Source organism: Ruminococcus sp. RTP21484sp1_RTP21277st1_D2_RTP21277_210401 (genome assembly GCF_040924225.1).
Taxonomy (GTDB): domain Bacteria; phylum Bacillota; class Clostridia; order Lachnospirales; family Lachnospiraceae; genus Blautia_A; species Blautia_A faecis.
Map to the genome: position 1 here is coordinate 42861 of NZ_JBCOMJ010000027.1, position 13460 is coordinate 56320.

At 34.4% G+C, this 13460-nt stretch carries 13 protein-coding genes; all 13 read right to left on the reverse strand.

Annotated features, from left to right (window positions below):
• Nucleotides 1–76 precede the first annotated feature (76 nt).
• Nucleotides 77–580, reverse strand: a complete 504-nt coding sequence (locus tag AB5706_RS16660; RefSeq protein ID WP_173773466.1) for a DUF4062 domain-containing protein — start codon at nucleotides 578–580, stop codon at nucleotides 77–79.
• On the reverse strand, nucleotides 573–1205 hold the full coding sequence (locus AB5706_RS16665) for an HIT family protein (RefSeq protein WP_173773467.1): 633 nt from the start codon (nucleotides 1203–1205) through the stop codon (nucleotides 573–575). The genes AB5706_RS16660 and AB5706_RS16665 overlap by 8 nt, the downstream gene beginning before the upstream one ends.
• Nucleotides 1206–1288: 83 nt before the next feature.
• Nucleotides 1289–2056: a hypothetical protein gene (locus AB5706_RS16670; protein ID WP_173773468.1), complete on the reverse strand. Its 768-nt coding sequence runs from the start codon at nucleotides 2054–2056 to the stop codon at nucleotides 1289–1291.
• Between the two features lie 3 nt (nucleotides 2057–2059).
• The gene (locus tag AB5706_RS16675; RefSeq protein WP_173773469.1) at nucleotides 2060–3868 is read right to left on the reverse strand and encodes a peptidase U32 family protein; all 1809 of its coding nucleotides are present in this window, start codon (nucleotides 3866–3868) and stop codon (nucleotides 2060–2062) included.
• 6 nt (nucleotides 3869–3874) lie between these two features.
• Entirely contained in the window at nucleotides 3875–6397 is a 2523-nt protein-coding gene (locus AB5706_RS16680; protein WP_173773470.1) for a hypothetical protein, read from the reverse strand.
• A gap of 433 nt (nucleotides 6398–6830) precedes the next feature.
• Nucleotides 6831–7010 (reverse strand): IS66 family insertion sequence element accessory protein TnpB, encoded by a 180-nt coding sequence (gene tnpB / locus AB5706_RS16685; RefSeq protein ID WP_233456044.1) that lies wholly within the window; start codon nucleotides 7008–7010, stop codon nucleotides 6831–6833.
• Entirely contained in the window at nucleotides 6976–7161 is a 186-nt protein-coding gene (gene tnpB / locus AB5706_RS16690) for an IS66 family insertion sequence element accessory protein TnpB (RefSeq protein ID WP_368366200.1), read from the reverse strand. Before tnpB (AB5706_RS16690) ends, tnpB (AB5706_RS16685) begins: the two co-directional genes overlap by 35 nt.
• Nucleotides 7162–7589: 428 nt before the next feature.
• Nucleotides 7590–8645 (reverse strand): acyltransferase family protein, encoded by a 1056-nt coding sequence (locus AB5706_RS16695; RefSeq protein WP_368366201.1) that lies wholly within the window; start codon nucleotides 8643–8645, stop codon nucleotides 7590–7592.
• A gap of 19 nt (nucleotides 8646–8664) precedes the next feature.
• Complete coding sequence (locus tag AB5706_RS16700) at nucleotides 8665–10206, reverse strand: MATE family efflux transporter (protein ID WP_173773473.1); 1542 nt, start codon at nucleotides 10204–10206, stop codon at nucleotides 8665–8667.
• Nucleotides 10196–11059, reverse strand: coding sequence for a family 6 glucosyltransferase (locus AB5706_RS16705; RefSeq protein WP_173773474.1), 864 nt, complete (start codon nucleotides 11057–11059; stop codon nucleotides 10196–10198). Before AB5706_RS16705 ends, AB5706_RS16700 begins: the two co-directional genes overlap by 11 nt.
• A 12-nt stretch (nucleotides 11060–11071) precedes the next feature.
• Nucleotides 11072–12004, reverse strand: coding sequence for an alpha-1,2-fucosyltransferase (locus tag AB5706_RS16710; protein ID WP_173773475.1), 933 nt, complete (start codon nucleotides 12002–12004; stop codon nucleotides 11072–11074).
• Nucleotides 11982–12611: an acyltransferase gene (locus AB5706_RS16715; RefSeq protein WP_173773476.1), complete on the reverse strand. Its 630-nt coding sequence runs from the start codon at nucleotides 12609–12611 to the stop codon at nucleotides 11982–11984. Before AB5706_RS16715 ends, AB5706_RS16710 begins: the two co-directional genes overlap by 23 nt.
• Nucleotides 12608–13447: an NAD-dependent epimerase/dehydratase family protein gene (locus AB5706_RS16720; RefSeq protein ID WP_173773477.1), complete on the reverse strand. Its 840-nt coding sequence runs from the start codon at nucleotides 13445–13447 to the stop codon at nucleotides 12608–12610. The genes AB5706_RS16715 and AB5706_RS16720 overlap by 4 nt, the downstream gene beginning before the upstream one ends.
• Between the last annotated feature and the right edge of the window lie 13 nt (nucleotides 13448–13460).

A 13460-nucleotide genomic window follows, 5' to 3' on the forward strand; every position in this document is an offset into this window, starting at 1 on the left:
CTTGAAACGGAATATGCAACTATCTTTATGAACAACAAATGAATGGAAAATCTTTCTTGCAAAATAAACAACCATTTTATTTTGCAAAATAATGTGTCAATCCATCCAGAATATCTGATTCTAATTTAATTTCATCCTTGACAGTAACGTAAATTCCCTGACCGCAATATTTTTTCTTGAAATTAATTATTTTTTTGTATTCCTTGCTGTTCAGTGTTGATGGAGAAATCGGCTTATCCAAAAAATACACAAAAACCTGCTTTCCATTGGATATCATAGTTTCAATCTCCTCTTCGGTACCCGAAGCATAGTGCTCTGTTGGCTCACCAAATTTCGTCCAAAAGACAGCAACGGCCAGGTCTGACGTTTCAACAATCTGTTTATTCAAAAGCTCCTGAGCTTTTCCACCAGATTGTGCAAAAGAATCATCCTTCCAATATCTCGTACGTAATACAATATCTTTGTATTCTCCAATAGTACTATTAAAGCGAGAAATTGCACTCTTTATACTATCCACGTACTCTCCCACATCAGATGGGCAAGAAATCAAAACATCATATCTATTTATTGTTTTAGGCATTATTTTCACACTCCCTTCTACTATTTTTACTTAACAGTGCTGCCATTTCCATTGTTTCTCTAAATAATTTTTTCGAATGCTCTGATTTACATGCAAGCTTCCAATTATATTCTCCTGGATAATAATCGGAAATTAACAACCTGAAAAATTGTGTTGGTAGCCAGTCTGCATTACGTATCCACATGTCGTCTTTATTGTATCCATACGCTATATATGGTTTTTTTTCTTTTGCAAATTCATGAACCACTTCATAATTCATTTTAAATTTCGGAGTATCCAGAAGTTTGTGCTTGTCTATATATGCATCGACGTCAATATCTTTATCTAATGGAATTGCATGCAAATGTGCATGATCAATACAGCCACCTGCAGTATGGCTTATCACTGCACCATGCTCAAAAAACAAAATCTTTTCCTGACAATAAACCTTTTCTACTAAAATTTCTTTCGCCTTTTGGAGCGACAGAAATATTTCCTCACTTCCATTGCCAAAACTATTTATATGCATCTTGGAAACTATGAGAAAATGTCCTTTTAAAACTGGCGAAACATCTGGAGTTATAAATACATTTTCATCTTCATAAACTCCCCAGTCAGTTCCACTCAAACCAATTTTTTTATTCATAAGAAATTTTCCGTCACCACAAAAAAAACAATCACAACACATGTTTTCTGCCCTCCAAAATGTACTTCATTTTAATTTTTTCTTTACACCAGTACTTGCTCATGAGAAATTTTATTTATAACATTCATATCATTATCGCTGTCCCAATCGATAATTGTAAATTTCCCTTCCTTTGTATATGAAAATTCAATACATAATGACAAGCAGCCACATTCATTTACAAACTCTCCCAAATTAATAATCCTACTCTGATAATTGCTTAATATATTTAATAACATATCTATCATTTCCTTGATCTCCGTTTTGGACTTATCTGCCTGAATCATATCAATAACTCTAAAGTTCTTTCCCCATCCAGCAATTTCCACTGCTGCAAACGCACAATCCAAATTCGGATATCGTTCTATCATTCTGGCAGAATCTCCCCACACAATTTCCATTCTTCTTACTACTATTCTCGGAAATAATTCATCCAAAGAAAACTGCATTCTTCCATATACTTTTTCTCTATCCAATACATTTTTGCAATACCAGATTTCTATAACTTGCTTTTCTTTTATATTTTTCAATTTATCTCTGCATAAGGCAATATCTTCACGACTCCTAATCATAAAATTAGGAAGTTTATAAACAGATTTTCTGTATACAAGTTTAATAATATATACAACCATCTCAGCAGAAGTACTTAATTCTTTCTCTATTTTTTTTAGGCATTCCTCATAGTCAGATATATGATATCGATGTATTGTTGCATTTAGCTCCTCATCATCACGTAAATTCCAAATAGTGAGTATCTTATGTTTTATCCATTTTGGCGGTATAAAATTGTCCCTCTGGCTTAATGTGCCCATTTATTATTCCCCTTTTAAAATTTCATTTACATACTCTCTTCCTGTATAAAACCAACCTGATTTAATATCCTCTATAATTGAATTCATCTGTAAAACCGATTCATTCATAAAGTCAAATCGCAAAGAATCTCCTACCACACGAGTCGTATCCGCAGAAAACGTCTTTTTACTGTACAATACAGTTTCGGTTTGAAATTTATTAATTTTAACATAAAATTCGGCTTCTCCATTTAATTCCAGATTTCCATATTTCTCATCCTTACATCTTCCACAATTATCACATTCATTGCTATGTGAAAGCAGGCAATATTTCATATGCATTAACTCTGAATGCCCAAAGACAATCTGCTGCATAGGGAGACTTGTATGTTCTTTTAGCTCAGCACATCCATCAAACGGCAATTCTAATGAATAAGTTCCCATTCTAACTCCCATTTTCATTAAGCTGTCAGCAGTAAAATGATTATATATATGCAGATCATTCCCAGATATATACTCCAAACATTTTCCCACATATCTTCCTATCAGCATAAGATCGCTTACATTTGACAGAACAATGCCTTTTATGGCATAATTCTTCACAATAGCATCCACTTTATCATATACCGTTTCGCAATTTCTTTCGTAAATCATTGGTGGCATATAAATACAGACACGATACTTCCTGCACAATTCATGAAGCATGCTTTTTAATTCATCCAACAAAAAGCTTTCATATTTTATGTATACCCAGTCAATATCCTTCCGCAGCAAAGAATACTCTTTATCAGGCGAAATGTTTTGCAAGAAAACAGCTATTTTTTTATTTTGTGGTGATCCAATAACTTTTTTACTGTCACTTTTTTCAGCTTTTTCTGGCAAAACATCAACATTTGTATCCATGATTAGATTCCTATCTGCTTCTGGCAACAAATTTCCACTTGTCAATCCCCTTGGACTTACAGCCCATAAGCGGCTATTGTAAATTTTTTTCTTATTTTCACTTTCTCTTTTTTCAAAAATATCATCGATGGCATGTCGGTAAACATTTACTATTTCACCAATATAATTACTATTTCGGAGTCTTCCTTGAATCTTAAGACAATCAATTTCTCCTTCCATGAGATGCTTCAATCCATATAGCCCTTCTAAATCACGTGGTCTTAACAGGCTTCCTCTTTCTAAGACTTTCTTCCCTGCTTTAAGTTCATATCCTTTCCAACAGGTCATCAAACACCGTCCTCTGTTTGCAGATGAGCCAAAGCAATAAGACGAGGAAAAACATTGTCCCGAATAGGCAATACATAGTCCGCCATGAATAAACACTTCAATTTCCATTTGGCTCATGTCATTACTTTCAAGACATATTTGCTTAATTGCATTAGCCTCCTGGTAGTTTAATTCGCGCGCCAGAACCACTCTTTGAAATCCCATATCATGTAATACCTTAACACCATAATGATTTGATACAGACATTTGTGTACTGGCATGCAGACCAGCATAGGAAATATTTTTTCGAATCTCCGACGCTAATCCAATATCCTGAACCAAGATTCCATCAACATGATCTTTTACCGCCTGTGTTGCCATTTGCAGCGCTAAATGCATTTCATCTTCTCTAATCAACGTATTTAATGTAAGATATACTTTCACATTATTTTCGTGTGCATATTTAATATTCTCACGAAATTCTGATTCATTAAAATTTTTACCAAACATGCGGGCATTAAACTGTTGATAGCCCATATAAACACTATCCGCTCCATTTTCAATAACCGCCTGCTGACACTCTCTATCCTTAACTGGTGCTAAAAGTTCCACTTTCTTTATCATCTTAATTCACTCCCTGTCCTGTAGCCAGTTTCTGCCTTTTTTGATACTACCAGCCAGATCGTTTTTAATCATCTGATATGGAATCTTATCCATTATTTTTTCACTACGTACTATATTTTTCTCTAATTTATCCTTTTCTCCTAGTTCGATATATGCATTGCATATACGCGATAAAGTATCTCCTTGTCCTTGAATGTAATGTGCACATTCATAAAATTCCAGTGCTTCTTCATACTTTTTTACAGCCTTACAAATATTGCCTGATTTCTCCATAATAACACCTTGTCTTTTCAAAGTGTGGGCGATTCCCCGATAGTCACCTAATTCACTGTACATAGAATTAGCATCTTCCAAATATTTTTTAGCTTTCTCATATGATTTATATTCTTCGGTTAATATAATTGCCTGATCTTTTTTCGCTTCGGCAATTCCCCGAGTATACTGCTCATCCTTTGATAATTTTTCAGACTTTTCGAGCCAGCCTAAAGCTTTCTCTGCATCATGAAAACTCCAAAATTTATTTTTACCTATCACATTCATAACCTGCGCGAGCCATACATTTTCCCTACACTTTTCAAAACAAACAAGTGCCTCTTTATAATAGCCTTCTGCTATGTTTGGCTCTTCTTTTCTACCAAGTCTGCAAATATCACCTTTGCATTTAATTATCATTCCTTTTGTGACTAATGAAAATTTATCAAGAGGCAGGTTTTTAAGAAATTCAAATGCGCTGTCTGAAAGTGATTCGTAATAATCTTGCATAGCATTAATGCATTTCTCTGCGGCTTCGATCTGCCCATCCTGAATAAGAAACTCCGTGATCATCATAAAGCTACGCATGCATTCAAACACAACACCTCTGATGGAGTTGCTTAATCTAGCATCGTGTGTATGTTCACAAGAATCGGCTTGCATTGCAACGTATCCGATTAATTTAGCCCACAATGCATAACATTCCCTTTTTTCCTTTTTTCCAGCCAGACGCTCCCATTGTGCCTTCACCGGCATCAACATATGTAAACTCTTTCCATTTACAGAAAATTGAACAAGGCTTCTGCTAGAAAGCGCTCTTAGAGCGTCATCCCATGAAATTTCCGGAGATATATGTTTTAAAGCATTAATAAAGTAAGTGGAAAAATTCGCACTTAATCCTGCAATCAATCCCCATAGCGTTACTGCACCTGGCGTCATTACAATTGCATCATATGACATTTTTAATGCAATTTTCATTGATTGATGTCTCTTGGATTCCGTTTGATCACAGACTTCACTCCATTTATTTTTAATCCGTTCTAATGTATCATTTGGATCCTCTATTAAAGAAGCCGTCAATACCATTGTCAACGGATGATTTTCCATTTTCTTAAGAAGAGTTTCAAATGCAGATATTTCGACTTTAGACATCTGATTTATATACTTTCCCCTTCTTTCTAATAATTCTGTAAACAAATATTTTCCATCTTCTGGATTCAAAATATCCACAGAAAAATCATACCAGCCTGTTGGGGCTTTCATCTGACTTGAAACCAAAACCTTATACCCATTACACACAAGTGTATTAACAAATTCACAAACACATCGAAACTCTTCACTGCCTATAGTTTTAACTTGAAAATCTTCCCAGTTGTCGAAAAAGAATGCATCATAATGTTTCTTTGTGCTATGTATCTGCTCCAGAAGATTATCCAAACCCATAAATGCTTCTTTGATTCGTAATGCAGCACACATAGCATGTATGAAATCAGCTTTCGACATACAGTTTTCTAAATTTACAAATGGCATTGAAAATTTGTAAGCACCTTTATTATGCAATTGATAATAATAGCTGCAAAGCGTAGTCTTTCCCACACCAGCTACGCCTCTTATAACAACAGGCCGATTATTCTCCAAAAGCTTTTCAAGCTTTTTTATCTTATTTTCGCGTCCAACACAACCATATGGAAGAAAATACAATCCTTTCTGTGAAAATAAAAGCTCATCATTTATACTATCACAAGTAGGAATACTCTTCTGATTCTTATCAAAGTTTGAAAAAAACAACTGCAGGTCAGTTAAAACCCGATCTTCCAAGTCATGTTCGTCCCTTACTTTAAAAGAAATCCCGATATTTTCACGATAGCGATTCTGAAGTGACTTTATGCTTTCCAAATCCCTAAAATTTACCTCTGACATAGATACTTCTCTCTCAAGAAAATATGTAAAAATCTGCTTATCTAATTTCAAGGCCAGTTCAATTACCTCAGTCGTACTCAAATATGGTACCGCTGCTAAAGAATCATCTGACTTCCAGAAAATAGCTGTAACCAAATCAATTTTCTCTGAGATCTGATTTCGAATCAACGTATCGCTTTTCCCACCTGACTCAGCATAAATTAATCCTTTAAGTTCCTGTCCTATAATAATAATTCTTTTTTCTTTTCCCACTCCCGTATTAAAACGTTCAATTGCACGCTTTATACATACAAAATATTTTTCTGTGTCAGCAGGGCCTACGATTAGTAAATCATACGTTTTGGCATCTTGGGGCATAGTTCATCTCCTAGCTTTTTGTGTATTGTGCTTTATTAAATGTAAGTGCCTCATAACATAGTGTAATGCAAAATAGCAACATCTCTGCTATAATGCCTACATCATTGTTTGAGACACTTTTTCTTTTTCGCTTCATTCTGCACTGTTCTGGCAGCTTCTTTGACCAGGGAAGAGGCTGATCAATGACGGATGAATCTTCCAGATGATGATTATTGGGCATTTCTGCGAGCAGGTGTTTCAGATACTCATAGACATCCAGATCATCTCAGCATCAGTAATTCTTCATGCTCTGTCTTACCATTTTTCTCATGTTTTGATGAGAACATTATACCATTTTTTATGGCTTTTTTCTATCATTTCAAGGCACTTTTTTCGCTGAAAAAGTGCCGATTTATAGGCTTTTCCGGCACTTTTCAAGGCATTATCACGGCTGTCAGAAGCAGCTGTTTTCATAATTGATTTTTACCTGGTGATAGGCTTTTTTCTGTTCAATTTCCAGTCCCTGAAGGAGCCACTCAACCTGCTGAAAAGAGATTTCTTTCACTTCATCCGGTGTCCTTGACCACTGAAATTTCATATCATCCAGTAACTTTTGGTTGCAGGATAAAGCCATTCTGATCATACCTCAGAACTTTTATGGAATCTCTTTTTCTGTTGCAAAAAATAAACACATAGTCACCATTGTACGGATCCAGTTTAAAACTTAACGTAACGACTGCAACCAGCCCCGGGATATAAAGTTTCATCCCCTGAAAATAAATCATCAGCCGATTGTCTGGCGTATTCGTCCTGTTCCGTGAATAAGAAATGTTCGCAGAGAATGAAGAACTTCACCAAATGTTGTAACAGTTTCCTGATTTGCTCTAGCCATAGAAGTTTCTCCTAATATATGATGATTTACAATATATCAGGAATATCGAGACAAGTCACTACGCCATGTTTTGATGCACTTACAATTTTGTTTAGATGGAACTTTGTCTGGAAGTTACACCCTCTTTAGCAGTAATTTTTGATATGATACTTTTCATCCCATCACCACTTTACAATTCTTCTTATAGCAGGCATCCCATACTTAATAATATTCCGCATGTCATCTACTTTCAGTTTGGCTATGTAATTTCTATCTTCAATCTGCTGCCTGTTCACATGCAATAGTCACCTCGTTACGATTTATAATTTACTCTGCGCTTGTTCATCTATTTTTAATGTTCTTTACAAAACTTCTTTTATTATGCGTTGCTCCACTTCTGCCACCTGTCAGCATTTCACTTACTTTTACAGGGCATTGTTCAATGATTTTGTTTATAAGTATCGCCGTTCCTAATACAATAAAAAGAAAAATCAAAAGGCATCCTATGAAATAAGTTCTATTAATAATAGCGTTACTCAATCCTATATTGTTCATAAATGCAAGCAATACAATTACGATACCTTCATGTAAAACATATATCAGGAATGTCGAGTGGCACAAGATAGGCGCCAGTTTGAAATTTATATTTGGAAAACCGAACCATACACATACAGTACAAATATACAATAGAAGCACCGTTACAAAGCAGTCCTCCAAATATATTGCTAATCCCCACGAAACAATAGCAACAATCATAATGGCTATATATGGCAATTTCAATATTTTTTTTGTTTTTGCATTTTTTCCGCAATAAGCCCCAAACAAAAATGCTGGAATCATTCTAATTGTGCGCTCAAACCAATAATCATACACAAAAGAAACACTGCCAGAGATATAAAATTGATGAAACAATGAGGCACAGATAGAAATTAGTAGAACCCAAAACAATAATCCTTTCGAATTGCTATTCCTTATACAATCAATATGGTATGAAAGTCCAAAGAAAATATACAACACAAAGATATACCATAGCGGTCCATCAAACGGTTCTAATGTGTATCCCAGCACAACTGTAGATAAATTTGGAATTCCATTTTGAAGTATATACAACAGAATATATAGTGTATTCCATACAACGAATGGAAGGCACAGTGTTTTTATACGTTTTTTCATTTTAAACACAAAACAGTGCTCTGATGAAAAAAAGAAATATGCCGATGTCGCAAAGAAATAGTTTAATGCAATTGGGCCTAAAGTTTCAATAAACTTTCTATCGTACCCCCCCATACCAGCCATAACCAGCAAATGAGGAGCAGTATGATAAACGATTATACATATAGTCATCCAGAAAGTAAAAAAAGTAAATTTTTCAGATTTAATTTTTGACATTTTCCCCATTGTATTACCTCTATTTGTTTTACTCGTTGCTTAGTTTATCTTTAATAATTTTAACAAATTCACGTTTTTCATTCTTATCAAATGTAATAAAAAAGAGAGTAAAATATCCAAGAGCTGCCACAATCATAATACTTATAAAAAAATGCTTCCAATTATTTAACACTAAAAAAAACTTTATTGCGCCAAAAAGGGTACTTGTCACTGCGAGAGAAATCCATGATTTTAGTTCGCTCTTCCAAAATAGCCAAATCGGTTTCTTCAAAAGTTTAGCTGCACAACCGGGCACTATCACACCATGGGTAAATCCTAACACTATTGTACTTGTTCCAGCAATTGCATAAACGCCTAACTCTGTAAATTTCAAAAGTATTAAAGTAACACTCATACTAATCAAACTTGCCATAAACAGAATAACAGAGTACACCTTAACACGATCAATTGCGATAAATACAGAATGAATGCTGTACATATACGTACTAATAATAATATCAAGTAACACGAGTATCATTAGCACATATATCTCAGTATACTGGCTTTCCGTATACTCTGTTGCTCTTAACCATAATTTTAAAAAATCTTTTCCATACGCAATAATTCCTGCATACGGTACTGTAAAAAAAATAGTGAGGATTTTGAGTTGTTCAGTTGCCTCATCAATCAGGCTATTATTTCCATCTGTTGCGAAAACCTTCGTTAATGCTGAAGAGAAGATATTTGAGAATACTCCCAGAGCATTACTTAATGCTAGCGGTATTTGTTTGGCAAGTGACAAACGTCCCATCATTACGCTACTTATAAACCAATTGCTAAATAACAAGTCAAGTCCATTCAGCAAAAGATTACTAATATTTGAAATTAAAACCCAAAAGCCTGATTTTAGAAGTGTCATCAACTTTTCAAAATTAAACAATCTTTTCTCAATACCGAAGTCTTTAAACAATTTCTTGGTCACAAAATAATTTCCAACAAATGTCACTATTCCCGCTATAAGCGTTGCCATACTCAAATAATATACCTTCGGGGGTAAAATAGAAAAAAGAGCAAATACCAAAACACTTTTAACTATATTTGAAACTATCTGAACCAAAGAACTGTACTGCATCTGGTTTGTTGAAAAAGCAGCCGCAGTATACACTGTTCCAATTAGTGACGCTCCCATATTAAGAAAGCTCAACAGAAATGTTAGCTTTACTTGTAAAACAAGTTCTGGTGATATACTTATTATCAGTTCTATTTTCCCGATAAACAGAATTGATAACACCACTATTATCCCGTATAAAAAACAATTAGCAATAAAAACCGAGCAAAAATACGATTTAGCTTCCTCGATACGATTTGAATTGTAGGAAACCGAAATATAGCGGCAAGCCATAGAATTAATAGCAATAGCAACTAAACTAGCATAAGACACAAAATTATTTGCAAGATTTATAAAACCATATGCTTCTTCTCCAAGTTTTCCCACCACAAAAGGAGATAGCCAGAAACTAATAAACATTTGGACTCCTAATGTAATAAGGGCGGCAAATATATTAACTAGCGTTGCTTTTTTATTCTGCATCTTTAACTTCCCCAAGTTTACTACACTTTATGCAATCGATAAAATAGAGAACATGTTCCTTAAGTATCAGTTCTCGTTTGATTTTTCCCACAAAAGTTCTCAACGATGATGACTGTTTCTTATACTGACCCTTAAAAGTATTTACATCAAACTTTGCCTCCTTATTGACTGCTGAAATTTTTTTCGCATAGGTCACATTCATACCGCAAGGATAGCAATATTGCGGTGGTAAAATTCGAATATTTTTCTTGCCGATAATGTATCTATTGAGTTGTGATTCATCATGCCACTTTGCTATGATATTTCTTTTGAGATCCTCTTCTATATTTTTCTTTAATGTTTTTGACATCTTAATAAAAGCATTACTCGTTCCGCAAAACATTGCTCCAATAACATAATATGATCCACAGTTCCACGGAATGTACGCTGTTGATTTCTTATTTCGATCATAAGGAAAATCTATCTTTTTTTTACCAGCATATCCAGGATGAATAGTAACCGCTAATGTCTCGTTTAATTTTTCTCTTGGTAAAAATTCTTCAGGTGTAATTACGGCATCACACACCATATTAGAATTGGAAAACATCAAGTAATCGCACTTTTTCAATTCCTCTTCCACTTTTAAGAAAGTGGAAAAACGAAGCAATGTAATCAATGGCCACGGCTGTGGCTCTATTTTGATTTTTTTGACATCGGGATCGTCTTGTCCATAAATTTCTTCTGCATCTGAAAACACAAAATAGCGTTTTTCAAAGTCAACTAAGAATTTTTCCTGAAAAGACTTATAAAAATCTTTCCAAAAAAGTACATAAGGTCCAGTACATATATATAAAATTCCTATACTCTTTTTCATGCTCATCTTCCTTTAAACCTCAATTAAATGCCAATTATTTTCATACAAATCAATTGGCATATCTACTGCCATCCATTTCGAAGGTGCAACTACAATTTTATTCGGATTCTGTGACATGTACTGTGCCCACCATCCAAATGTTGTATTACCAATAATAAAGTGTTTGCATTCACTCATAACAGCAAGGGAAACATAAACCGGAACATTCTTGTCCTGAACAACATAATCATACTTAGTTGCATCAATTAAGTTCCTTAGCACGTATTCAACATTATCTGAGCAAATAAAAAACAATGGATTTTCTACCGTTCTCGTTATATATTCTATTGCACTCTCCCAGTACTCCATAGAGCAAACATCATACATCGAACTTCCGACGTTATGCTCTACTTTCACACTGATGCATACACTATTACGATTTTGTATTTTTTCCAATCCAGGATAAGTGAAAAATTCAGAAAATTGCCGACCGCTGAAGAGTTTCAACAAATCGTCCTTTATATCGTCAAAATACAACTGTGATTGAAAATAACCTTCAAGGTATATCGGTGCATTACAATTCAATTTCGGTTCAATATACCCATTCTCACAAAAAAACATTCCATTATCATTGAAGAGTTTATTTAGTCTTTTCTCTGTTTCAAACTTATTAATATAATTCTTGTTTCTCGTAAAAAATCGATAAATTTTTCTAAGTAGATATTGTTTTGTAAAATTCTTCTTTCCCAGCAGAATACTCTCATGAATATATTTAACATTTGGAAGATCATAATTCTCCAACGAATTAACCCAACCACATCTTAAAATATCAGAATCATCCATTACTATTGTAATCTTCCTCGGCAAAGATAACTGAATTTTTCTCGCAAGTGCATACTGAAATAACTGATTTCCTATTCTTCCCTGCAGAGGTAGATAAATATTACCTTTTTTCATCTTCACCATAATATCGTTCCCACCTTTTTGTATAAAAATTATATTGTTTTATTATTCGTGCCGGATTACCAACTGCAATTGAATAACTCGGAATAGATTTTGTAACAATTGAGCCTGCACCAATAATACACTTTTCACCAATTGTGACGCCAGATAATATACTCACTTTTTCTCCTATCCAACATCCATTTCCAATTTTAACATCCTGTGCGCTTAATTTTTGGTCCATATATGGTGTAGTTGATTCCGGATTAATACCATGATTCTCATTCGTCACAAGAACGTTCGATGCAAAAAGCACATTATCGCCTATCTCAATATTTGCTTCGACTGATGCTAATGCGGAAAAGCAAAAACCAATATAACAATTATTTCCAATTGTTATATTGGCTTTGCTGCCACTTCCATAAACAGCCAGCCTTACATTACTTAAAATAGTTGTATTATCACCTATCTTTATATTGCTACATCCAGACAGTTGAAGAAATGGTTTTGTAATCGTTGAATTTTTTCCAAAATCACAAAATTCCGACTTTTTCTTCACTCCTATTTCTTTTCTCAATATAACAACGCATTTAAAATAATGCCATATCCGTTGCAAGGTTTTGTATATCACTTATTCGCCTTCCTATTCATTATGCTTTTTATCTTTGAGTCATCGCCCCATACCGCTTTACTGTCATATGGACGATCTGGAAATTTTCCATAATCAAGCTTAATTTTGAAACCGTTTTCGCGAATGAAACGTTCAACCCTATCAGAAAGTTTTTCAGGTCTTCCGTGACAAATGTTTATAATCCCATTAATTTCATTTTGTTCAACTGTTGCAGCAACTTGTCGCGCAAATTCATCATAATCAATAAAGTCCCATTGATTCTGGCCCGTTGTAAATGGGAATAGTGCTTTTCCATCTTTTTCTGCCGCTGCAATTTTAGAGAATATTGAGCATCCACAATCTGTATTGCCTACAATGTAATATCCTCGTAGCCATTGAAATATAACATTTTTATTCTTACAGACTAACTTCGTCAAATTTCTTAGCGCATCCTTTGATATACCATATAAACTTTCCGGATGCGTTGGAGTGTCTTCTTTTATACTCCCCTCAAAAAATCCCACCTCATGCATAGAGCCAATGACTGCAATTTGCTTTACACCAGACTCCGTCATCTTTTTTATAAACTCAAAGTGTTTTGGCAAATCTTCTATATGCGAAGGGTCATTGTGAACAAATCCATTTCTCCATGCCATATGTAAAAGGAGTTCTGGTTTGCCTAATTCTTCAAAAGGATTATCATACAAAAAAATATCTCCTACCTTAACCGTAGCACGGCAATCAATGAGATTGGATGCAGAATGACACGCTGCAATAACGTCATTACCATCATCACAAAGTTGCTTAACTACTCCTGTACCCAAATAACCACTTGCACCCGTAACTGCAATTTTCATAAGCAATTCTCCT